Origin of the sequence: Glycomyces sp. NPDC047010, assembly GCF_040644205.1 — a bacterium.
Classification (GTDB): domain Bacteria; phylum Actinomycetota; class Actinomycetes; order Mycobacteriales; family Micromonosporaceae; genus Glycomyces.
The window spans coordinates 223,117-244,027 of record NZ_JBEYVY010000007.1; the positions used below are offsets into that span (position 1 = coordinate 223,117).

General features: G+C 74.2%; 20 protein-coding genes and 1 pseudogene. 11 read left to right on the forward strand and 10 right to left on the reverse strand.

Annotation, left to right across the window (positions count from 1 at the left end):
* Positions 1-9: 9 nt before the first annotated feature.
* Complete coding sequence (locus tag AB0A65_RS16290; RefSeq protein WP_359952017.1) at positions 10-954, reverse strand: NADP-dependent oxidoreductase; 945 nt, start codon at positions 952-954, stop codon at positions 10-12.
* Positions 955-1,227: 273 nt separating this feature from the next.
* Here AB0A65_RS16290 and AB0A65_RS16295 point away from each other — a divergent pair, with 273 nt between their 5' ends.
* Positions 1,228-2,316 (forward strand): hypothetical protein, encoded by a 1,089-nt coding sequence (locus tag AB0A65_RS16295; protein ID WP_359952019.1) that lies wholly within the window; start codon positions 1,228-1,230, stop codon positions 2,314-2,316.
* Positions 2,317-2,510: 194 nt separating this feature from the next.
* Positions 2,511-3,986, forward strand: coding sequence for an FAD-dependent monooxygenase (locus AB0A65_RS16300; protein WP_359952021.1), 1,476 nt, complete (start codon positions 2,511-2,513; stop codon positions 3,984-3,986).
* Positions 3,987-4,029: 43 nt separating this feature from the next.
* On the opposite strand, the gene AB0A65_RS16305 is transcribed toward AB0A65_RS16300, so the two are convergent.
* A complete protein-coding gene (locus AB0A65_RS16305; protein ID WP_359952023.1) occupies positions 4,030-4,614 on the reverse strand; it encodes a DinB family protein in 585 nt (194 codons plus the stop codon).
* A 45-nt stretch (positions 4,615-4,659) separates the two neighbouring features.
* The gene (locus tag AB0A65_RS16310; protein ID WP_359952025.1) at positions 4,660-4,959 is read right to left on the reverse strand and encodes a putative quinol monooxygenase; all 300 of its coding nucleotides are present in this window, start codon (positions 4,957-4,959) and stop codon (positions 4,660-4,662) included.
* Positions 4,960-5,023: 64 nt separating this feature from the next.
* On the opposite strand from AB0A65_RS16310, the gene AB0A65_RS16315 reads away from it, so the two are divergent.
* Positions 5,024-5,773, forward strand: coding sequence for a class I SAM-dependent methyltransferase (locus tag AB0A65_RS16315; protein ID WP_359952027.1), 750 nt, complete (start codon positions 5,024-5,026; stop codon positions 5,771-5,773).
* Between the two features lie 77 nt (positions 5,774-5,850).
* Here the strand turns inward: AB0A65_RS16315 and AB0A65_RS16320 are convergent, their stop codons facing one another.
* The 3 genes from AB0A65_RS16320 to AB0A65_RS16330 form a co-directional block, all read right to left on the reverse strand.
* Positions 5,851-6,291 (reverse strand): DoxX family membrane protein, encoded by a 441-nt coding sequence (locus AB0A65_RS16320; RefSeq protein WP_359952029.1) that lies wholly within the window; start codon positions 6,289-6,291, stop codon positions 5,851-5,853.
* Between the two features lie 95 nt (positions 6,292-6,386).
* Positions 6,387-6,773 carry a DUF1992 domain-containing protein gene (locus AB0A65_RS16325; RefSeq protein ID WP_359952031.1) on the reverse strand — a complete coding sequence of 129 codons (387 nt, stop codon included), beginning with the start codon at positions 6,771-6,773 and terminating at the stop codon, positions 6,387-6,389.
* Between the two features lie 42 nt (positions 6,774-6,815).
* Positions 6,816-7,475, reverse strand: a complete 660-nt coding sequence (locus AB0A65_RS16330) for a hemolysin III family protein (RefSeq protein ID WP_359952033.1) — start codon at positions 7,473-7,475, stop codon at positions 6,816-6,818.
* A gap of 117 nt (positions 7,476-7,592) precedes the next feature.
* Here AB0A65_RS16330 and AB0A65_RS16335 point away from each other — a divergent pair, with 117 nt between their 5' ends.
* Together AB0A65_RS16335 and AB0A65_RS16340 are read left to right on the forward strand one after the other, a co-directional pair.
* On the forward strand, positions 7,593-8,789 hold the full coding sequence (locus tag AB0A65_RS16335) for a cation:proton antiporter (protein WP_359952035.1): 1,197 nt from the start codon (positions 7,593-7,595) through the stop codon (positions 8,787-8,789).
* 95 nt (positions 8,790-8,884) lie between these two features.
* The gene (locus AB0A65_RS16340) at positions 8,885-9,406 is read left to right on the forward strand and encodes a DUF2269 domain-containing protein (protein WP_359952037.1); all 522 of its coding nucleotides are present in this window, start codon (positions 8,885-8,887) and stop codon (positions 9,404-9,406) included.
* Here AB0A65_RS16340 and AB0A65_RS16345 read toward each other — a convergent pair.
* Positions 9,330-10,475 carry a glycosyltransferase gene (locus AB0A65_RS16345; protein WP_359952039.1) on the reverse strand — a complete coding sequence of 382 codons (1,146 nt, stop codon included), beginning with the start codon at positions 10,473-10,475 and terminating at the stop codon, positions 9,330-9,332. The genes AB0A65_RS16340 and AB0A65_RS16345 overlap by 77 nt on opposite strands.
* Before the next feature lie 142 nt (positions 10,476-10,617).
* Between AB0A65_RS16345 and AB0A65_RS16350 the strand changes: the two genes are divergently transcribed.
* Positions 10,618-11,529, forward strand: coding sequence for a hypothetical protein (locus AB0A65_RS16350; RefSeq protein WP_359952041.1), 912 nt, complete (start codon positions 10,618-10,620; stop codon positions 11,527-11,529).
* Between the two features lie 18 nt (positions 11,530-11,547).
* Here the strand turns inward: AB0A65_RS16350 and AB0A65_RS16355 are convergent.
* Positions 11,548-12,273 (reverse strand): annotated as a pseudogene (locus AB0A65_RS16355) (AraC family transcriptional regulator); the annotation flags it as partial.
* Positions 12,274-12,419: 146 nt separating this feature from the next.
* Here AB0A65_RS16355 and AB0A65_RS16360 point away from each other — a divergent pair.
* The gene (locus AB0A65_RS16360; RefSeq protein WP_359952043.1) at positions 12,420-13,112 is read left to right on the forward strand and encodes a hypothetical protein; all 693 of its coding nucleotides are present in this window, start codon (positions 12,420-12,422) and stop codon (positions 13,110-13,112) included.
* 66 nt (positions 13,113-13,178) lie between these two features.
* Here AB0A65_RS16360 and AB0A65_RS16365 read toward each other — a convergent pair whose 3' ends face one another.
* Both AB0A65_RS16365 and AB0A65_RS16370 read right to left on the reverse strand, forming a co-directional pair.
* Positions 13,179-13,691, reverse strand: a complete 513-nt coding sequence (locus AB0A65_RS16365; protein ID WP_359952045.1) for a LuxR family transcriptional regulator — start codon at positions 13,689-13,691, stop codon at positions 13,179-13,181.
* On the reverse strand, positions 13,691-16,111 hold the full coding sequence (locus AB0A65_RS16370) for a LuxR C-terminal-related transcriptional regulator (RefSeq protein ID WP_359952047.1): 2,421 nt from the start codon (positions 16,109-16,111) through the stop codon (positions 13,691-13,693). The genes AB0A65_RS16365 and AB0A65_RS16370 overlap by 1 nt, the downstream gene beginning before the upstream one ends.
* Before the next feature lie 245 nt (positions 16,112-16,356).
* On the opposite strand from AB0A65_RS16370, the gene AB0A65_RS16375 reads away from it, so the two are divergent.
* The 4 genes from AB0A65_RS16375 to AB0A65_RS16390 are packed head-to-tail and all read left to right on the forward strand — an operon-like array spanning position 16,357 to position 20,856.
* A complete protein-coding gene (locus AB0A65_RS16375; RefSeq protein WP_359952049.1) occupies positions 16,357-17,811 on the forward strand; it encodes a dynamin family protein in 1,455 nt (484 codons plus the stop codon).
* 33 nt (positions 17,812-17,844) lie between these two features.
* Positions 17,845-18,432, forward strand: a complete 588-nt coding sequence (grpE, locus tag AB0A65_RS16380; RefSeq protein ID WP_359952051.1) for a nucleotide exchange factor GrpE — start codon at positions 17,845-17,847, stop codon at positions 18,430-18,432.
* Entirely contained in the window at positions 18,429-20,363 is a 1,935-nt protein-coding gene (locus AB0A65_RS16385) for a dynamin family protein (RefSeq protein ID WP_359952053.1), read from the forward strand. The genes grpE and AB0A65_RS16385 overlap by 4 nt, the downstream gene beginning before the upstream one ends.
* Positions 20,356-20,856: a hypothetical protein gene (locus tag AB0A65_RS16390; RefSeq protein ID WP_359952055.1), complete on the forward strand. Its 501-nt coding sequence runs from the start codon at positions 20,356-20,358 to the stop codon at positions 20,854-20,856. The genes AB0A65_RS16385 and AB0A65_RS16390 overlap by 8 nt, the downstream gene beginning before the upstream one ends.
* The last annotated feature ends 55 nt before the right edge of the window (positions 20,857-20,911 follow it).

Below are 20,911 nucleotides of genomic sequence, written 5' to 3' on the forward strand. Positions count from 1 at the left end.
ACCACCCCCTCAGGTCAACCGGAACACCAGCTTCCCCGCGAACCCGCCCGCCTCCATGAGCGCATGCGCCTCCGCGAACTCCTCCAGCGCGAACTCCCGCGCCACGTGCACCCGCAGCAGCCCCCGCTCCACCAGGTCCGACAGCGCCCCCAGTCCCGCCGCGTCCGGCTCCACCAGCTGGAACCGCGTGTCGATCCCACGCGCCACAGCATCGGGGAACGCGACGTCCCGCGTCGAGTAGTGCATCTGGAGCAGGGTCCCGCCGTCCCTGATCACCGACACCGACCGCGGCGCGACGTCGCCGCCGAGCGTGGAGAACACCACGTCCACATCGCTCACAGACGCCGTGAAGTCCTCGCTGCGGTAGTCGACCACCTCGTCCGCACCCAGGCCCAGCACGAACTCCCGGTTCCCGGCGCTCGCCGTCCCGATCACATGGGCACCCACCGACTTCGCGATCTGCACCGCGAGGTGACCGATACCGCCCGCCGCGGCATGGATGAGCACTTTCTGTCCTTTTTCGAGTCGAGCGCGGGGGATGAGCGCCTGCCAGGCGGTCAGGCCCGTCAGCGGCAGCGCCGCGGCCTCGACGTGCGACAGCGACGGCGGCTTGGGCGCCAGGTCGCGGGCCGGCACCGCCACGTACTCCGCGTGCGCGCCGGCGCGGTGCGGGAACCGGGGCATGCCGAACACCTCGTCGCCGACCGCGAACCGGGTGACGCCGATGCCGACGGCCTCCACGACGCCGGAGACGTCCCAGCCGAGCGTGAACGGCGGCTCGCCGATGTACAGGCCGTACTCGCGCGCCGCCGGGTCGACGGGGTTCAGGCTCGCCGCGTGCACCCGCACCAGCACCTCGCCGTAGAACGGCTCGGGCCGTGCGACGTCTTCAAGGCGCAGGACCTCGGTCCCGCCCAGCACCGACTGGGTCACTGCACGCATCGTCTCGCTCACAGGGGTCGCTCCATCTCCACGGGATCGGCTTCAGGATCTTCGCGAGTCTAGATCACGCCCCGCGCCCTGAACGGGCCTCGGCGGACCGATCGCGTCGAAAGGGCCACCGACCCGACGAACGCCGCTCCGGGATCTCCTGGGTCGCCACAGGGCCGCTACACATATAACTTGCGGGAACGGCACTTCTCGTGAGTTATGTATCTCAGGGCGACACGCTTATTTTCCGGTTATTTAAATATAAATAACGGAAATAAATAATGTTAGGATGTGGGCATGACGAAAACAGATACGACCAACCAGACCGCCCAGACCAACCCGAAGCTCGTGACGCTGTGCAAGCGCTGCGGCACGCCGATCCCGCAGCAGCCCGGCCGCGGCCGGCCCCGCCTGTACTGCGCCGACGGCGACTGCGCCTCCCAGGCCAAACGCCAGCGCGAACTGCGCCGCGCCACCCCGGGCCTCGAAGGTGCGCTCGCGCGGGCCGAGGAGCTGTACGAGCAGATCGACCAGTCGATGACGTCGGCGTTGGCGCCCCTCGCGGAGGCGCTGCGGGCGGAGACGGACCCGGCGGAGGTCGAGGCGCGGATCGCGGAGGTCCGGTCCGAGGCCGCCAGCGCGGTCGCGGCGGCGCGTGCGGAGCGGGACGAGGTGGCGGGTCGTGCGGCGGCGCTCGTTGACGAGCTCGCGGGTGCGGTCGCTGAGGTCGAGCGGGTCGCGGGTGTTGCGGAGGCGGCTGAGGGTCGGGCGAGGGAGGCGGTGTCGGCGCGGGTCGCGGCGGTGAAGGACGCTGAGGGTGCGCGTGTGGAGGCGGACCGGGCGTTGGGTGAGGCGCGGGCGGCGGTCGCCGAGCGTGATGCGGCCGTCGGGGATGCGGAGGCCGCGCGTGGTGAGGCGGTCGAGGCGGTGCGGGGCCGGGACGCGGCGGTGGTGGGCCGTGAGGAGGCCGAGCAGGTCGCGGTGGCGGCTCGTGGTGAGGCGGATGTGGCGCGGGAGCGTGCGGACCGGGTGGAGGCCGAGGCGGCGGAGGCGTTGCGGGCCGGTGAGGCGGCGTTGGAGCGGGCTGAGGGGCGGGTGTCGTCGGTGATGGTGGAGCGGGACCGGGAGCGGTCGCGGGTGGAGGGGCTGGTCGCGGAGTTGGCGGTGGCGCGTCGGGATGCGGAGCAGGCGGCTTCGGTTGCGGCCGAGCGTGGTGAGGCGCTGGCGCGGGTGCAGGGTGTGGTCGCGGAGGCGGTGGCGGATCAGCGGGTGCTGGCGTCGCGGTTGGAGGCGTCTGAGGCGGCCCGGGTGGAGCTGGCGGCTGAGGCGGGGACGTGGCGTGAGCGGGCGCTGGCGGCTGAGGCGCGGGTGCCGCGGCAGGAGTAGGGGTACTCCCCTGCCGGGGTCTGCGGTTTGACGGGTGGTGTCGCGGCTTGTATCTTGTGGTGGACCGCGACACTGCTTGAGGAGGTGGGACCCATGGACGTATCGATGTGGGTGCTCCCCTCTTCGCGTCGCGGCCGGGTGGTGTGATCGCTGCCGGGAGCGCCGTAGGGCACTCCTGAAGGGCAATAGCTGCCATGGACGTTTCTCAGTCCTCTGCCGGTGCGTCGCCGGATTCCTCCGACGCGAATGTCTTCGATGTGGTGGTCGCCGGGTGCGGGCCGACCGGTGCGATGCTGGCCGCCGAGCTGCGGCTGCACGGGGTGCGGGTCCTGGTCGTGGACCCGGTGACCGCACCGAAGTCGATGGTCCGCATCGTGGGCCTGCACGTCCGCAGTATCGAGCTGATGGCCATGCGGGGCCTCCTCGACCGGTTGCGCGAGCACGGCCGAGTGCGCCCCGCGGGCGGGTTCTTCGCGGGTATCCCGGGTCCGGTGCCGGAGGGCCTGGACACGGCGCACGCGTTCCTGCTGGGACTCCCCCAGCCCGTGGTCGAGCGGGTGCTCCAGGACCATGCGGTCTCGCTTGGAGCGCGGGTGGTGCGGGGGCGGTCGGTGGCCGGGTTCTCGCAGGACGCTGGCGGGGTGGTCGTGGCGTTGGACGACGGCACGTCCGTGCGGGCGCAGTTCCTGGTCGGGTGCGACGGGGCGCGGAGTGCGGTACGGAAGCTGGCCGGGGTGGGGTTCCCGGGTGAGGCGTCGCGGTCGGAGACGCTGATGGGCGAGATGGAGGTCGGGATCCCTCCGGAGGAGGTCGCGGCACGGGTGGCTGCGGTAGGGCCGGTGGCGGGGTCGTTCTGGCTCAGGCCGTTCGGTGGTGTCTACAGTGTCGTCGTCCCGGCCGCGGGGGTCGCCGGGCGCGGGAGCGAGCCGACGCTGGAGGACTTCCGGGCGCGGCTGCGTGCGGTGGCGGGGACGGACTTCGGGGTGCATTCGCCGCGGTGGCTGTCGCGGTTCGGGGACGCGACGCGGTTGGCGACCTCGTATCGGACGGGGCGGGTGCTGCTGGCCGGTGATGCGGCGCATGTGCATCCGCCGCTGGGCGGGCAGGGGTTGAACCTCGGGGTGCAGGATGCGGTGAACCTGGGGTGGAAGCTGGCCGCGCAGGTCCGCGGGTGGGCCCCGGAGGGGCTCCTCGACTCCTACGGGGCGGAGCGGCGCCCGGTGGCCGCGGCGGTCCTGGACAACACGCGGGCGCAGATGGAGCTGTCCTCCCCCGGTGCTGGTCCGGAGGCGGCGCGGCGGCTGCTGGTCGAGCTGATGCGGTTCGTGGAGGTGAACCGGTTCCTGGTGGAGAAGGTCGCGGCCTTGGACGTGCGGTACGACTTCGGGGAGGGCCCGGAGGTGCTGGGGCGCCGCCAGCGCGATGTTCCTGTCGCGGGCGGGAGTCTGTACGGCTTCATGCGGGGCGGTCGGGGGCTCATTGTGGACCGGACCGGTGGTCTGGACGCTGGGGGCTGGTCGGATCGGGTGGATGTGGTCGTTGATCCCGGTGCGGCCGTTGGGGCGGCGTGTGTGCTGCTGCGTCCTGACGGGCATGTGGCGTGGGCCGGTGGGGACCGGGTCGGTCTGGAGGGGGCGCTGGGGCGCTGGTTCGGGGCGCCCGTCGGGTGATGGGTGCCGGGGGTCCGGTACGACTCCGGGCCCCCGGGCCGGGTCACTTGCCTGCGGCGGTGCGGGCGGCCTGTTCGACTTGGGCGTGGTGGGCGGGCCAGTCGTACTGGTCGGCGGGCGGGAGGTTGGAGTTGCGCCGGTTGAGTCCGGCGGTGCCGTCGATGGTCTCGCGGACGATGTCGGCGTGTCCGGCGTGGCGGTTGGTCTCGGCGGTCATGTGGATGAGGATGCGGCCGAGGGTGACGGTCTGGCCGTCCCACCAGGGGACGTGGCCTTCGGTGTCGAGGTCGAGGGCGTCGATGGTGGCGTTGGAGTGGTCCCAGACGCGGCGGTAGAGGCCGGTGATGGCGTCGGTGGTCTCGTCGGGGGTGGCCCACATCTCGATGTTGGGGACGGATTCGATGAGGGGGAACCAGGCGGGCGGGTCGGGGAAGGGCCGGTCGAAGCAGGTGCCGAAGTACTCGACGTCGGTGGAGGCGCAGTGCTTGACGAGGCCGAGGAGGTTGGTGCCGGTGGGGGTGAGGGGTCGGCGGAGGTCGTACTCGTCGAGGCCGTCGAGTTTCCACAGGAGGGCTTCGCGGGAGCTCTGGAGGTAGTTCTTGAGGTGGTGCTTGAGGTCGTCGGTCATGGGTGCGAGTGTGCCAGCGGGGTGCGACGGGCGCATCCGGTTTGCTCAGAGGTCGAGCGGGGTGGACTCGTAGACGCGGATGTCGGCGGGGCGGGCGCGGTAGGGGTCGAGGGCGTCGGAGCCGGTGACGTGGTGGGGTGCGGTGAGGTGGGCGTCGAGGGCGGCGCGGTCGGTCCAGGCTTCGACGCAGACGAACGCGCCGGGTTCGGTGACGGACTCCCAGAAGCGGTAGTCGAGGCAGCCGGTGTCGTTGGCGAGGGTGGACTCCTGGAGGGCGCGGAGGCCGGTGCGGTAGGCGTCGCGGTGCTCGGGGAGGGACCAGACGAACGCGTGGACGGTGATCATGGGCGTGAGTGTAGAGGCGGTTTCTCGTTTGCGCGGCGGGTGGGGCGCTGCTACGGTCCGGGCGATGACTTCTCATGACGGGCCGGCGCGGTACGGCCATCTGGACTGCAACTCCCCCATCGCTGCGTGGCGGTTCGACCGCCAGGTGGAGGAGGGCGCGGCGTTCGCGCCGGAGACGATCCTCGACATCGGGTGCGGGTGGGGCGAGCTGCTCCAGCGGATCACCGAGCGGGTCCCGGGCGCGAGGGCGGTGGGGATCGACTCGGACCTGGAGCTGTTGGAGCGGGGGCGTGCGGGTGCGGCCCGGCGCGGCATCGGCGACCGGGTGGAGTTCGTGGAGTACCGGGGCGAGGACTGGACCGAGCCTGCGGACCTGGTGATCTGCATCGGGGCGGCGCACGCGTTCGGGACGAGCGCGGAGGCGGTCGCGGCGCTGGCGCCGCTGGTGAAGCCGGGCGGGCGGCTGCTGTTCGGGGACGGGATCTGGCAGCGCACGCCCACGGAGGCGGAGCTGGCGGGGATGTGGCCGGACACGAAGGCCGACGAGTGGCTGCTGCTGCCGGACCTCGTGGACGCGGCGGCGGCGACGGGTTTGCGGCCGCTGCGGGTGGAGTCGGTCGAGCAGTACGAGTGGGACGACTTCGAGTCGGAGTTCCTCATGGACAAGGAGGTCTGGTTGCAGGCCAACCCGGACCATGAGCGGGCCGAGGAGGTCCGGGCGGCCGCGGACGCGCATCGTGCCTGGTGGCTGCGGGGTCACCGGGGTCTGCTCGGGTTCGCGTATCTGACGTTGGGGCGCCGGGTAGCGTTATAGGTGTGGGCAAGGGGCCCGGACCCGGTGGGGGTCCGGGCCTTCACCATGTCCGAGGCAAGGTCGGGGCCGGGTCGGGGCTAGATCGCGGCGAGGACGCAGAGGGCGATGAAGAGGACCTGTTCGGCGGTGCGGATGCCGATGGGGGTGGCAGGCGACCCGGCGAGGGGGATGCCGCGCTTGGCTGCGGAGTAGTTCGCGGGGTACATGGCGACCAGGAGCGCGGCGAGGCACAGGCCCGCGGCGGTCGCGGTGGCGGGGACGAGGAGCCCGGCGGCGCCGGCGATCTCCAGGACGCCGGTGAGGGTCACCAGGAGCGCGGGCGCGGGGAGGCGTTCGGGGATCATGCGGGTCATGTCGGTGCGGAACTTCGGGTGGAAGTGGACGGCGCCGGTGAGGACGAACATGGCGGCGAGGCCGATGCGCAGGCACAGCTGCCAGTCGGTGAGGGCGTCGGCGCCGAGGAGTCCGGTGAGGCGGGCGAGGAGTGTGACGGCGGTGAGGGTGATGATCGGTGCCATGGGTGTGCCTTCGGTGGTGGGCGCGAGCCGGTCTTGACATTGTCAAGTTAAGGATGCGCCTGAAACTAGACACTGTCAAGTGACTGTGGTGGCGGCTACTGGCGCCGCTCGCGCCAGGCCGCGACCGCCTCGTCGGCGTCGATGAGCCCGAACCGCAGCGGCGGCCCGTCCACCGGGCCGATGAGCGCCTTGCGGATGCGCACGTTCAGCTCCTCGACCACCGCGCGCACCGCGGCCTCGTCACCGAGGGCGTCGAGGGTCGCGGGCAGATCCTCGCGCTCCTTGCCCAACCGCAGCGCGGGCGGGAGGGCGTCCAGGCCCATGCTCTCGCGCGTCGCCTGCTGGTGCAGCCACCAGTCCTCGCGCAGCGGCTGGCCGATCCCCGGCAGGGGCTTCCCCGCACCCGGGAGGTTCTTGAACTCCCCGCGCGCCTCCGCTTCCTGGATCGCGCGGTCCACTCCCCTGGCCTGGCGGTCGCTCATGGCGGCCCTCCCCTACTCCGGTCGGTACCGCCGATCCTATCCTCAAGCGGCCGAATGGAGGACGAGCGCGACCGCCGCGAACTGCGCCACGTACGCCGCCACCGTGAACGCGTGGAACACCTCGTGGAACCCGAACCACTGCACCGACGGGTTCGGGCGCTTCAGCGCGTAGACGACGCCCCCGACGGTGTACAGGACCCCGCCGGTGAAGATCAGGACCGTCGCCGCGACCCCCGCACCCGCCGCCAGCTGCGGCGTCACGAACACCGCCGCCCACCCCAGGACGATGTACAGCACCGTGTACAGCCAGCGCGGGGCGCCGTGCCACAGGACGCGGAAGACCACGCCCGCGGCCGCGCCGGTCCAGATGACCGCCAGGAGCGCGGTGCGCGCGGTCCCGTCGAGGGCGAGGACGGCGATGGGCGTGTAGGTGCCCGCGATGATGAGGTAGATGTTCGCGTGGTCGAGGCGCTTGAGCGCGGCGGTGGCGCGGGCGGGCAGGTTGGTGCGGTGGTAGAGCGCGGAGACGCCGAACAGGAGCCCGGAGGCGGCGACGTAGATGGCGGCGGTGACGCGTCCGGCGAAGGTGGGTGCGGTGGCGATGAGGGCGAGTCCGGCGATGAGCGCGAGGGGGAACGCGCCGGCGTGGAGCCAGCCGCGGAGGCGGGGTTTCGTGTCGGGGAGCGCGGGTGCCAGTGCCATGCTTCGAGGCTACGTCTGGAGGTTACCGTCCGGTAGTGCCGTTGCTCCCCCGATGCGGGGTGGGGTTAGGCCCCGTTTCGGCCGCTGAGGGGCGGTGCGGGGCTCTATGCTCCGGCGGTGGACTGGGACGGGATGTCGGTGCAGCTGATCGTGCTGGCGATGGCCGCGGTGGCGGCGCCTCTGCTGGTGGACCGCGTGGAGCGGTGGGTGCGGCTGCCGAGCGTGGTCGTGGAGATCGTCCTCGGGATCCTGATCGGGCCGCAGGTGCTGGGCCTGGTGCACACCGGGCCGCTGCTGGAGACGGTGTCGCAGCTGGGGTTGGCGATGCTGTTCTTCCTGGCGGGGTACGAGATCGACTTCCGGTCGGTGCGCGGGCGGCCCATCGCCGCGGCGTCGGCGGGCTGGGTGGTGTCGTTCGGGCTCGCGGCGGCGGCGATGTGGGCGGCCGGTGCCGGTGCGGCCGTGCTGATCCTGGCGATCGGCGTGTCCTCGACGGCGCTGGGGACGATCCTGCCGATCGCCCGCGACTCGGGGCTCCTGGCCGGGCCGGTGGGCCCGCACCTGATGGCCGTGGGGGCGGTGGGCGAGTTCGCGCCGATCGCGCTGCTGGCGCTGTTCTATTCGGAGGGGCACCACTCGGGGAAGACGACGCTGGTGATCGCGCTGGCGGGCCTGGCGATCGCGGCGGCGGCGTTGGGGTCGCTGCGCCGGTCGGCGCGGGTCGCGCGGCTGCTGTCGGCGACGATGGGGACCTCGGCGCAGCTCGCCGTCCGGTTGTCGGTCCTGGTGCTGCTGGCGGCGGTGCTCCTGGCCGCCGAGATCGGCGTCGACATCGCGCTGGGCGCGTTCGCGGCCGGGGTGTGCATGCACCTGCTCCTGTCCGCACTGGACGAACGCGAGGAGGCCCTCGTGCAGTCGAAACTGGACGGCATCGGGTTCGGCGCGGTCGTCCCCGTGTTCTTCGTCTATACGGGTGTCACGTTCGACCTGGACGAGCTCCTGGGTTCGCCCCTGGCGCTGGCGCTGATCCCGGTGTTCCTGCTCGTGTTCGCGGTCGTGCGCGGGGCCGTGACGTGGCTGTTCGCCCGCCGGTCCCTCACCGGCCGGGACCGGGGCGCGCTGGCGGCGTTCGCGGCCACGCAGCTGCCGATCGTCGTCATCGCCTCCTCCACCGCCGCCGAACGCGGCCTGGTCGAGGAGTCGGTGGCCGCGGCCATGGTCGGCGCCGCCATGGTCTCGGTCCTGGTGTTCCCGCTCGTGGGCTTGAAGTGGTCGCGCCGCGACACCGCGGCGGTCGCGGCCGAACCGATCTAGACAGCCTTGCTGAGGGGCGTCAGCGCTGCGGCGTAGGGGCGGATACGCCCGCGCTCCGATGTGCCGCCCCGCGTGCGCAGGTGAGCGTGGACGGTATGAGAAAACTCCGCCGCCCCGCGTACCGGGCCTTCGTCATCGCGCACGTCGCCTCGTCGGTCGCCTGGCTCGGGCTGAGCCTGAGCCTCCTCGTCCTCGGCGTCCGCGCCCTCACCACGACCGACCCGGCCGTGCAGTTCGCCGCCGGGACCGCCATGGACGCCCTCGCGTCCACCATCGCGATTCCGATCGGCGCCGTCGCCGTCGCCACGGGCGTGGTCCTGATGTTCGGGACCCGCTGGGGCCCTTCGCACAAGTGGGTCCTCGTCAAGCTCATCGCCACGGTCGCCGCGTTCGCCGCCACGGTCCTCGCGCTGCGGCCCGGCCTGGCGGCCACCGCCGCGACCCTCGACCCGGACGTGCTGCAGACCCTCGACGACCAGGTCATCGCCGGACCGATCGTGTCCTCGTCGATCTACCTCGGCGCGATCGTCCTCTCCTACGTCAAGCCGTGGGGACGGGTGGGCGCAGCCCGCCGCGCACCGGCCCCAGTGCGAGCGCCCGCCCGTAGTGCTCGATGAGCGCGTCCCCCTCGGCCTCCCAGGTGCGGCCGCGGACCTTCAACCGTCCGCGCCGCCCCCACTGGCGCAGCACGTCCCGCCGCCCCGCGAGCCCGGCCACGAGATCGGCCAGCGCGGCGGGGTCCCCGGCCGGGAAGTGGGTGCCGTCCACGCCCGGGTCGACCAGCTCGGCCGCCCCGCCCGCGTCGACGGCGACCACGGCGACCCCGGAGGCGTGGGCCTCCTGGATCGTCTGCCCGAACGTCTCGAACGGCCCGGTGTGCACGAACAGGTCCAGGGACGCGTACAGGCGCGACAGGTCCGTGCCGTGCAGGGCCCCGAGGAAGTGCGCCTGCGGGAGGAGCCGTTCGAGGGCCTTGCGGCGGGGGCCGTCCCCGGCGACGACCAGGCGGACCCCGGGGAGGGCGGCGACGTCAGCGAGCCAGTGCAGCTGCTTCTCGCGGGCCAGGCGGCCCACGTAGCCGACGAGGAGCTCCCCGTCGGGCACCAGCGCGTCGTGGAGCGTGGCGTCGCGGTAGGAGGGGTGGAACCGGTTCGTGTCGACCCCGTGCGGCAGGACCGCGACCCCGCCGATGCCCTGGTCGGTCAGGGACCGGGCCGTGCACTCCGAGAGCGCGAGGTTCACCGCGGCGCGGGAGTGGATCGACTTGAGGCGCTTCCACACCAGCTGCTCGAACGCCGTCAGGTGGTAGGCGCGCGTGTACGCGGGCAGGTCGGTCTGCCACACCGCGACCGCGGGGACGCCGCGCCGCTCGGCCCAGGCCGCCGCGCGGGCGGTGTACCCGAAGGGGCTGGCGAGGTGGACGACGTCGGGCCGGTGGGCGTCCAGCGCGTCGTCGAGCGCGCGGGTGGCGAGCCCGGCCCGGAAGTGCCGGTAGGCCGGCAGGCGGACCGACGGCACGTGGACCACGGGCCAGTCGAAGACCGGGCGCGGACCGGGCCCGGGGGCGGGGGCGACGACGACCGGCTCGATCCCGCGCGACGCCAGGTGGGCCGCGGCGCGCGCCACCGAGCGGGCGACGCCGTTGATCTGCGGCGGGAAGGATTCGGTGACCAGTGCGACTCTCATGACCGGAGCGTAAAGGCGCAGGTGGGCGGCGGAGGGAATCGGAAGTGTCGCGGGACTGAACCCCAGCCGATATTCACGGCCGTCACCCCCGCGGCCGATTCGTTCAAGCCCGCGCCCCCGGTCCCGCCCTAGCGTGGAGGGCATGGAACGGATCGATGCAGACGCGAGGGACCGGGCCGCGCAGTTCGTATGGCGCACCGGCAGCCTCGTGGACCAGCGCCGCATGGCGCACCACACCGGGACCGGCACGGGCGCGGAGGTGCGGGCCGCGGTCCTCGCCCACCGCACGAGGGACGGGGGGTTCGCGTTCGCGCTCGAACCCGACGTGAAGGGCCCCGACCCGCAGCCCCTCGCGGCCATGACCGCCCTGGAACTCCTCGACGAGGCCGGGGCCCTCGACGCCGCGACGGGTGCGGGCGTGTGCGACTGGCTCGCCGGTCGTACGGCACCGGACGGGGGCGTCCCCGACCTCCTCGACACGATCGCGGCCTACCCGCACCCGCCGTGGGTCCAGGCCCCGCCCCAGGACCGCGGCGGCCTCCTCACCACCGCCCGCGCCGCCGGATACCTCCTGCGCAACGGGATCGAGCACCCGTGGCTGGAGGGCGCGACCGCGTTCTGCCGGGCGAGGATCGACGCGATCGAGGCGACCCACCCGTACGAGGTGTTCAGCATCGGCGCGTTCCTCGGCGCCGCACCTGACCGGAACTGGGCCAATGGTGCCGCAGGCAGGATCGGCGAGCTCGTCCGCACCACGGGCCTGGTGCTGCTCGACCCCGCGAACCCGGAGGGCGCGGCGCCGCCTGCGGGGTACGCGCCCGGCGAGCACCACCTCGCCTGCGACTTCGCCCCCGAACCCGACAGCGTCGGCGCCGCGTGGTTCAGCGCCGACGAGATGCGTACGGCCCTGGACTTCCGTGCCGCCGAGCAGGAGGCGGACGGCGGCTGGCCGATCCACTACCGGCGCTGGCACTCGGGGATCGAACTCCAGGCCCGCCCCGGGTTCACCATCGCGGCGTTGCGGACGCTGCGGGCGTGGGAGGGGAAGGCGTAACCGGCCCGTCGGGGACGCCCCGGACCAGCGGCGCACCTGCCGGGCCAGGTGCGCCTGGTCAGCGTACCCCTCCTCGGCCGCGACCCGCGCCCACCCGCGGTCCCCCGGGGCGGTGGCGCGCCGGAACCTGAGGATCTGCTCCAGGGTCTTGGGGCCGTAGCCGAACGCCGCATCGAGGCGGCGGCGCAGCTGCCGCTCCGAGAACCCCAGACCACGCGCGAGGGCAGGGACCGAGGGCGGCTCCGGCACGTCGAGCATCGCCGCGGCCGCCAGCGCGACCGGGTCGGGCCCGAACCGCTGCGCGCGGGAGGTGAGGGCTGCGGCGAGGAGCCCGGCGGCGCGCCACGGATCAGTCTCGGCCGCAAGGAGGTCGGTGAGCGGACCGGGGTGCCAAAGGTCCGTGAGGGGCGGCTGGGCGTCGCGGACCTCGGTGGCCGGGACCGGGCCGAGGAGGACCCGGGCGGCGCCCGGGCGCAGCCGCACCCCCGCGATCACACTCCCGGGCGCGAGGGGCACGCTGCGGGGGCCGGTGTCGGGGCCGGCGGCTTCGAGGCGCCCGTCCACCCAGAGCAGGTCGGTGCAGGCGTCGGGGACGACCCGGGCGGTGGACGCGTGCGGGGTGCGGCGCACCCACAGGCACGGCGACCACCCCGCCGCGGCGGCGGGTGCGGGCCGCTCCTCGTAGGTCCCGGTGCCGCCGGGTGCGGTGTCCATGCCCCCGACCGTAACGCGCTGCACCGACATCGGCGGCGGCCTGCGCGCCAGCGTCCTGAACGACTGTGGGGCGGGGCAGTGTCGGACCCTGCGTGTAGGTATTGGAGGATGCAGTCCAGTTCACCAGGCCGCGCCTTCGCGCGCCGTGCCTCCGAACCCATGTGAAGGAGCCCCCGATGTCACTGTCGAGTGCCGACATCGCCCATCTCGAAACGGTGCTGGCGCAAGGGAAGAAACCGAAGGTGGTGTTCACCGACGCCGCCGGGCAGGTCGCCGGGCGCACCGGGAAGGTCGTCGCCCTCGACCCGGCCGGCGTCGACGACTTCGTGCAGGTCGCGTTCGGGTCCGACGAGCTGTCGTTCTCCGCGGCGGAACTGCGCCTGCCCGCCCCCGGCGAGGGGGCGCGGCGCACGCCCGCGCCGCGGCAGCGCTCCACCGCGCCGACCGGGCCCGGGCTGCTGCCCGACGATCCTCCCCGCGCGCCCGAACCGAAACCCGCACCGAAACCAGTTGTGAGCGAGAGGAAACCCGTGACCGAACCCGAGACGCCCGCGCCCGAGGCCGTGGTCAAGAAGAAGGCCGCGCGCCCGCGCGCCCAGGCCGCCAAGCACCCCGAGCTCACCGTCACGCTGACCTATGAGGACGGCGAGTGGTCCGTGGCGGCCACGCGCGGCGCCCGCACGGTCGTCAAGGGCGCGAAGGTCGCCCACACGAACGCGCTGACGATGTGCCAGGCGTCCGGTTCGGACGAGGTCAACGAGGTCGTCTCCGAAGTGGTCGAGAAGATCCGCTCCGAGGCCGCCGAGGAGGCCGCCCGCCTGCGCCGCCAGCTCGACGAGGCCGAAGCGCGCCTCGCCGAACTGAAGTAGCCGCACCCGCGGAGCCGACGGGCCCGGGACGCCTTGCGGTGTCCCGGGCCCGGCTGTATGCGGGGGCTAGTCGCGGGCGTGCTTGATGTAGATCATGACCGCTTCGCGGGTGGTCTTGACGCCCAGGGACTGGCGGGCGGCGGCGATGCGGCGGTTGGCGGTGCGCAGGGACACGAACTCCGCTTCGGCCGCCGCCGCGATCGTCGACCCGGCGGCCAGGCGCGACAGGAGCGCCCGCTGCTCGGCGTCCAAGTCGAGGCCGTCGGCGGCCTCGGCCTTCCCGGGGGTGAGCCCGAGGGGGCCGACGCGGCGCAGGTCCGCGGCGAGGTTCAGCGCCAGCTGCCCGGAGGCCACGGCGATGATCCCCGCCCCGCGGGCGGCGGCGAGGACCGCTTGGGACGCGGTGTGGTCGTCGCCGACGGTCCCGTGGCACACCAGGCGCCGGTCGGCGAGGTCCCACGCCGGTTCCAAGAGCGCGAAGCCGCGGTGCGCGGACCAGCCCGCGGCCGCGCAGCGGCGCACGAGCGTGTCGGCGTCGCCCGCGGCGGGCACGACGTGCAGGGGCACCTGTTCGCCCATCAGGCGTCACCGCCTTCGAGGGGCGCGGCCGACAGCAGCACCGCGGCCTCGGTGCGGGTCTTCGCTCCGAGTTTGCGCATGCCTGAGCGGATGTGCGTCTCGACGGTCTCGGCGGTGATCCCGAGGATCTCGGCGATCCGCCGCGACGGGTGCCCGGACGCGACGTGCCGCAGCACTTCGGCCTCGCGGTCGGTGAGCCCGCCGCCGCCGCGCGCGGAGCGGCGGTCGCGGCGCACGTCGTGGCGGCGCAGGCCCCGGCGGGCGCGCCCGGCGAGGACGATGAGGCCGTGCTCGTCGGCGATCCGCTCGGCGGCCTCCAGGGCCGCGACCGCGGCCTGCGGGTCACCGGAGTGCGCGGCGAGCGCGAGGAGGCAGCGGACCTGCTCGCGTGCGGCCAGCCCGTCCCATGCGGACGCGGCCTGCGCGAACGGCCCCGGCGCGGCCTTGTCCCACGCGGCGAGCGTCGTCGCCACCGGCGCGGGCCAGGGGATCGTGTCGGCGGCGACCGGCTCGGTCCCGGTGTCGTAGGCGATCCACCGGCCGGTGATGTGCGCGAGCCCGCCGACCAGGCCCGGCTGCGCCTCGGGGGCCTCGGGTCCCGGTTGGCCGTCGAGCCACGCGGTCTCGTGCTCCAGCCACGCGACGAGCCCGTCGAGCGCGGCGGGGGCGTCGTGCAGGCGCGACAGGCGCGCCCGCGCGGCACCGAGGGCGCCGGTGTCGGCTTCGGCGAGCGCGATCGACGCGGCGATGAGCGTGTCGGCCACGGCCGGGAGCGCGTGGTCGGCGAGCGACTGCGCGGCCGCGATCACGTTGTCCAGGCCCGTCCCGGAGAGGACGAGGCACCAGGCGGCGGCGGCGAGGAACCGGGTCTGCCACGAGTAGGCGCCGTCGGCCCCGGCCCGGTCCGCGGCCTCGTGGGCGACCGCCTCGGCCTCGACCAGGCGCGCGGCGTCGGCGAGGGCGATGACCCGCGACCACGCGCACCACGCGGCGGTCGTCGCGTCCCCCGCCGCGCGGGCGAGGGCCTCCGCCGCCGCCAGCGCGTCCGGGTCGTCCCCGGCGAGCGCCGCGGCGAGACCGGGGTGGTCCAAGGCGGGGTAGGCGGCGCGGATCTGATCGGCGAGCACGAGGCGCTCGGCCGCGGGCGCGCACAGCAGCCGCAGCTGATCGGTCTCGGGCCCCTCGGGGGCGTCGGCGAGGGCCGCGCGGGCGCGGCCGGTCTCGCCGACCGCCAGGAGCGCCCACGCGCGCACGACCGCCGTGTCCCCGGAGGCCGGGGCCCGGTCGAGGACCGCGAGCGCGGCGTTGGTGCGGCCCGCTTCCAGGGCCGCGCGGGCCGCGGGCACGGCGTGGGCGGGGTCGATCTCGGCGGCGAGCAGCAACGCCTCGGCGCGCGTCTGCGGCGACCCGTCCCCGGCGGCCGCGAGCGCGGCGGCGAGGGCGCGGCCGTCGAGCCCGGCCGCGTGCGCGTGCCGGGCGGACTCCACCCCGGCGGTGGCGTCGGCGAGGTGCTCGTGCATGGACCGGCGGGCCTCGGCGTCGAGGATGCCCGCGGCGATCTCGGCCATCCACGGCGACGCGGGCCGCAGGAACGGCCCGTCCGGGACGGCGAGCCCCGCGTCGGCCAGGACCTGCGCGCCCTCGCCCAGGAGCGAGGGGTGCGCGGGGCGGCCCAGGAGGCCCAGGACGGCGAGGGCGGTGCGGCCCGCGCGGGGCAGGTCGGCGATGGCGGCCGCGGCGGCGGAGGCGGGGTCGCCGGGCAGTCCGGGGTCCGGCTCGCCCGGACCGGTGTGCGCGGCCCTCCTGGCGAGCGCGGTCAGGGCGAGCGGGTTGCCGCCGGCGCGGGAGGCCAGCGCCGCGGCCCGGGTCGGCGGCAGCGCCGGGGCGCACTCGGCGACCAGCGAGGCCGCTTCGGCCTCGGTGAGCTCGGGGACGGGGATGACGACGGCGGCGCCGAGGAGGCGCGCGAGGGCGTCCTCGCCGAGCCGGTTGGGGGTCCGCAGGGCCGCGGCGACGGGGAGGCGCTCGGCCAGGACCGGGAGGACCGCGAGCGTCGCCGCGTCGCACCACTGGAGGTCGTCGACGACGAGCAGGCCCCCGCGGGTCCGCGAGTACACGGCCTCGGCGAGCAGCGGGAGGTCCTCGGCGGGCATCCGCGCCCGCGTCGCCCGCTCCAGGGCGAGCGCGGGCTGGCCCGAGAGCATCGCGAGGCCCCCGCCGGCGTGCACGGGCCGCTTGGAGGCGCGCGCGAGCCGCTCCAGCAGGCGGGTGCGCCCCGAGCCGGGCGGGCCGGTGACGACCACCAGGCCCGGTCCCGCCAGCGCGCCGGCCATGGCGCGCAGTGCATCGTCGCGGTTCGCGACCCCTTGGGGCGTCGAGGCGACGGGGGGCGCCAGTCCGGGGGTGGGCGGGGCGGCCAAGGGGGCTCCTTACGCTGTGGCACGAATGGGGGAGGCGGCCGGGCGGTCGCGGTTTGTAATCTCGTTGTTGTCGACGGACCGCCGACGCCTCTCATGATATTGCGGAAGCTTCGATGCCGCAGACCGGCGTCGGCGACCGGAGTGCCGCATACCGGACGGTACGCCCGGACGGACCGACGAGACTACAGGAGAGGGCGGACGCGGGGACCATGGTGGCAGGACAACTCACCACGAGCGTTGCGAGCATGTGCGAGGAACTGGCCGGCAAGGTCTCCAGCGCGTCGCGCCCCGTGGTCGAGGAGGTCGCGTCCCGGCTGGGGCAGCCCCTGCGCGTGGCCGTCGCCGGACGGTTGAAGGCCGGGAAGTCCACCCTCGTCAACGCTTTGATCGGGCGCCGCGTCGCCCCGACCGCCGCCGGGGAGTGCACGCGGGTGGTGACCCAGTTCCGGTACGGCCCGGCCGACCGGGTCGACGTGGTCGCCCGCAACGGCGTCAAGCACGCCGTGCCCCTGGACGCGAACGGGATGATCCCGACGTCGCTGCCGATCCCCGCCGACGAGGCCGCGATGATCGACGTGCAGCTGTCCTCCGACCGCCTCCGCGACCTCACCGTCGTCGACACGCCCGGGCTGCAGTCGGTGAACACCGACATCTCCGAGGCCGCCCGCGAGATGCTGTTCGCCGCCCCGATCGCCGAGGACGTCGACGACGACTCCAAGGCCGCCGTCGAATCGGCCGAGGCGATCATCTACGTGTTCACCCAGCAGGTCCGCGCCGACGACGTCGAAGCGCTCGAAGCGTTCTCGAAGGCGTCGCAGCAGCTGTCGTCCTCCCCGATGAACGCCCTGGGCCTGTACAACAAGGCCGACAAGCTCGCCCCCGGCCCCGGCCAGGACCCCTGGCCCGTCGCCGGCCCCATCGCCGGGGACCAGGCGAACGTGCTGCGCCGCGCCGTCTGCGACGTCGTCCCCGTCGTCGGCCTCCTCGCCGAGACCGCCGAGGCCGGACTGCTCACCGCCGCCGACTGCGAGGCCCTGCGGACCCTCGCCGGGCTCGGCGAGGAGAAGCGGGCGCTCATGCTCGCCTCCGCGGGGCTGTTCCTGTCCACCGAGTCCCCCGTGGACGAGCACCAGCGGCGGCGCCTGCTGGAGCGCCTGGACCTGTACGGCATCCACTTCGCGATCGCCCACCTCCAGGCCAGCCCCCACCTCGCCACCGGCGAGCTCGTGCGGCTGCTGTTCGCCGCCTCCGGGTTCCCGCGCCTGCGCACCACCCTCCACCAGATCTTCGGCGTCCGCGCCGACGTCATCAAGGCCGGATGGGCCCTCGGCCGCCTCGACGCCGCCGCCGCCTCCGGCCCGGCCGCCGACCGCGACCTCCTGCGGGGCGCCGTCGAGTCGATCGTCGCCCGCCCCGAGTACCACCGGCTGCCGCTCCTCGAAGCGGCCGCGCAGGTCACCACCGGGCAGGTCGCGCTCCCCGAGGCCATGGAGGCCGAGGTCGCCCGGCTCGCGCTCACCGACGACGCCGGCGTCGTCCTCGGCCTGCCCGGCGAGTCCCGCCCGCAGCTGCGCCGCGCCGCCATCGAAGCGGCCGCGCGCTGGCGGGCCTTCGCCAACGGCGGCGCCACCCCGTCCCAGGCCCGGGTGGCGAACGTGGTGCATCGTGGTTTCCATCTGCTGGCCCAACGCCTCGGCTGACAGCGACAAGCGTTCACACCTAAGGAGAGCAAAGTGACGAATCGACTCGGCGGACCGCTGGTGGGGGCCCTCGTCGGCCTTGCCGCCGCGGCCCTCGGCGCGGTGTTCCTCACCGGCGGCGGGTTCGATGCGCGCGTCCTGGCCATAGCCGCCGGCTCGGTCCTCGTCACCGCCGCCGTCGCCTTCATCGCCGGCAAGTCCATCACCGCCGCCGCCCCGGCGCCCCTCCAGCCCCCGGCCTTCGCCCCCGTACCCGGCACCGGCGCCGCCTCCGGCGCCATCCCCGTCAACCAGCTCCAGGACTCCGCCCGCGCCGCCCAGAACACGACCGACCGCACCGTCCTGGTCGAAGCCTGCGTGTGGATGCGGGACCGCGCCACCTCCCCCGCGCTCGCCCAGCACCTCGACGGCGCGTTCGCGAAAGTCGGCGTCGCCCAGGTGGACGCCACCGGCCAGCGCTTCGACCCCGCCGTCCACGAGGCCGGGTCCACAGTGGCCGCCCGCGGCCCCGCCGACGAGGGCATCATCGCCCGCACCGAGCAGGTCGGGTACACCGACCGCGGCCGCATCCTGCGCCACCCCATCGTCACCGTCTACCGCGGCCAGGGGGTGCGGGCATGACCGACACCGCCGCCCCCGCCGCCGCCGCGTCCTCCCCGCCGGCGAACCCCGCGCCCGCGAAGAAGGCCGCCGCCAAACCCAACCCCGCCGTCCAGATCCACAAGCTGTGCGCGAAGGCCGCGAAGGCCGGGAACGCGTCCCTGCGCACCGTCGACGCCCGCGCGGCCGCCGAGGTCGACGAGGTCGCGCGCTGGCAGCCCGACAAGCCCGTCGCCGTCGTCGTCGGCGAGACCAAGCGCGGCAAGTCGTCCCTGGTGAACGCGCTCCTGGGCATGCCGGGGCTGTCGCCGGTGGACGCGCAGGTCGCCACGACCGCTTACTTGGAGTTCGCGTACGCCGAGCAGGCGTCGGTGCGGGCCTGGCAGCCCGGCGCCGCCGACCCGATGCTCCTGGGCGTCGGGGACCTGCGGAACTGGGCGACGCGCCTGGGCACGATGCCCCCCGGGATGATCCCGCCGCGGCGGATGCTCGTGGGCCACCCGTCGGCGCTGCTCAAGCACATGTCCGTGGTGGACACGCCCGGCACCGGCGGCCTGGACCCCGACCACGCGCAGATCGCCCTCGAAGCGGTCGCCCGCGCCACCTGCCTGATCATGGTCACCGACGCGTCCTCGCCGATGGCGAAGACCGAGCTGGACTTCCTCACCGAAGCATCGAAGCGCGTCAACTTCGTGGTGTTCGCCCTGACGAAGACCGACACGTACCCGGGGTGGAAGACGGTCCTGGAGGAGAACCGGTCGCTGATCGAGGCGCACGCGCCCCGGTTCCGCAACGCCCCGCACTTCCCTGTCTCGGCGATGCTCGCCGAGCACGCCCTCAACTCCCAGGGCCCGACCCGCCAGGCCCTCGCCAAGGAGTCCGGGATCGGGCGCATGCAGCGCGCCCTCGTGAAAGTCGGCGCCGCCGGGAAGGCCCTGGTCGCGGCGAACGTCGTGCGCGCGGTGCGCACCGAGTTCTCCCGCCTCGCGGTCTCCGCGCAGGAGGACATGAAGGCGTACGACCCCGACCCGGAGACGGCGAACCGCCTCAAGGAGGAGAAGAAGTCGGCGCTGAACGCGCGCCGCACCGAGACGAAGAAGGCGAACCTCGCGCTGCGCGTGGAGACCCAGCGCGCGAAGATCGAGGTCCAGGGGCGCCTGCGCGCGCACCTCCAGGAGCTCGAAGAGGCGCTGCTGAACGAGTTGGAGAAGGCCAACAAGGCCGCGCTCGAATCGCTCCCCCAGCGCATCGACATCGCCCTCCAGGGCATCGCCGCGCGCCTGTCCGGTGAGCTGCACCAGCGGTTCGTGCTCCTCGCCGAGCGCGTCCTGCGGCAGGTGTTCACCGAGGACGAGCTCATGCAGGCCACCAACTCGATCTCCGCGGGGCTGCGCGCCGCCGCCTCCGGGCGGGCCCGGCGGGACGCGAACCAGGACGGGGCCCTGCTCATGGCGTCCTCCGCCGGTGTGGCCATGATGGCCGGTCGCGCGGTGACCGCGGGCGCGGGCATGATCGGCCTGACCGCCGTCGCCGGATCGGTCGCCTCCGTCGCCCTGACGGCGTCCGGTGTGGGCATCGGGCTCGCCGCGGCGGCGTTCCTGCTGTACCGGCGGAAGATCCAGGGCGACCGCCAGGCCGCCAAGCAGTGGGTGCAGCGCGTCATCGCCGAGGCCCGCGCGAACCTCAACGAGGAGATCGGGTTCCGCTTCACCGAAGTCGAGTTCGTGTTCAACTCCACCCTCGACGACGCCCTGGAGCGCCGCGCCGCCGAGTTCGACGCCCGGATCTCCGCGGCCGAGAACGCCGCCAAGGCCGACCAGGCCGCCCGGGCCAAGAAGCAGGCCGCTTTGAAGCAGCGCCGCGACTCCATGGCCCAGAAGGTCAAGCAGCTCGACGAGGTGCTCGCCAAGGCCCGCACCCTCGTACCAGGAGATGAGGAATCCGATGGATGAGTTCGACGAGTTCGATCCCGAAGGGGGCGAAGGCGACTTCCCCGACCTGGACGACGACGGCGAGGAGGCCCCCGGGTTCGACGAGTTCGACACCGGCGAGGTTCCCGACGAGGACGGCCTGGAGGCGTTCGCGTTCGACGACGGTGACGACGTCGACGAGGACGAGCCCCTCGACGAGGGCTTCGGCGTCGACGCCGCGTTTGGGGACGCAGGCGAGGAGGCCGACGACGACACCGCGGGCGGCGACGAGACCGCCTACGCCGCCACCTATGAGGACCTGCTCCTCGACGAGGCCGACAACCCGCCGACGTTCCCGCCCGAACTGGACCTGGACGTCCCCGAGCCCGTCGACGGCTACCCGTGGGTCGACCTCGACGCCCTCGGATCGGCCGAGGCCGAGCCGTGGGTGAACACCGTCGACGCCTCCGAGTACGCGATCGCCGACATCGACGACCCGGCCGCGCAGGCCCTGGCCCGCTTCTGGCAGGGCTAGACCGCGACCCGGCCCGGCGGGCCCGGCAGCCGCCGACCGGCCGCGACGGCCCCGC

Coding starts and splice junctions, on each gene's coding strand:
- AB0A65_RS16350 (WP_359952041.1), top strand. CDS start 10,618: ATGGAACGGATCGATGCAGACGCGAGGGACCGGGCCGCGCAGTTCGTA.
- AB0A65_RS16305 (WP_359952023.1), bottom strand. CDS start 4,614: ATGACCGACGACCTCAAGCACCACCTCAAGAACTACCTCCAGAGCTCC.
- AB0A65_RS16365 (WP_359952045.1), bottom strand. CDS start 13,691: ATGGGCGAACAGGTGCCCCTGCACGTCGTGCCCGCCGCGGGCGACGCC.
- AB0A65_RS16325 (WP_359952031.1), bottom strand. CDS start 6,773: ATGAGCGACCGCCAGGCCAGGGGAGTGGACCGCGCGATCCAGGAAGCG.
- AB0A65_RS16340 (WP_359952037.1), top strand. CDS start 8,885: ATGAGAAAACTCCGCCGCCCCGCGTACCGGGCCTTCGTCATCGCGCAC.
- AB0A65_RS16390 (WP_359952055.1), top strand. CDS start 20,356: ATGGATGAGTTCGACGAGTTCGATCCCGAAGGGGGCGAAGGCGACTTC.
- AB0A65_RS16310 (WP_359952025.1), bottom strand. CDS start 4,959: ATGATCACCGTCCACGCGTTCGTCTGGTCCCTCCCCGAGCACCGCGAC.
- AB0A65_RS16345 (WP_359952039.1), bottom strand. CDS start 10,475: ATGAGAGTCGCACTGGTCACCGAATCCTTCCCGCCGCAGATCAACGGC.
- AB0A65_RS16385 (WP_359952053.1), top strand. CDS start 18,429: ATGACCGACACCGCCGCCCCCGCCGCCGCCGCGTCCTCCCCGCCGGCG.
- AB0A65_RS16360 (WP_359952043.1), top strand. CDS start 12,420: ATGTCACTGTCGAGTGCCGACATCGCCCATCTCGAAACGGTGCTGGCG.
- AB0A65_RS16315 (WP_359952027.1), top strand. CDS start 5,024: ATGACTTCTCATGACGGGCCGGCGCGGTACGGCCATCTGGACTGCAAC.
- AB0A65_RS16295 (WP_359952019.1), top strand. CDS start 1,228: ATGACGAAAACAGATACGACCAACCAGACCGCCCAGACCAACCCGAAG.
- AB0A65_RS16375 (WP_359952049.1), top strand. CDS start 16,357: ATGTGCGAGGAACTGGCCGGCAAGGTCTCCAGCGCGTCGCGCCCCGTG.
- AB0A65_RS16300 (WP_359952021.1), top strand. CDS start 2,511: ATGGACGTTTCTCAGTCCTCTGCCGGTGCGTCGCCGGATTCCTCCGAC.
- AB0A65_RS16330 (WP_359952033.1), bottom strand. CDS start 7,475: ATGGCACTGGCACCCGCGCTCCCCGACACGAAACCCCGCCTCCGCGGC.
- AB0A65_RS16320 (WP_359952029.1), bottom strand. CDS start 6,291: ATGGCACCGATCATCACCCTCACCGCCGTCACACTCCTCGCCCGCCTC.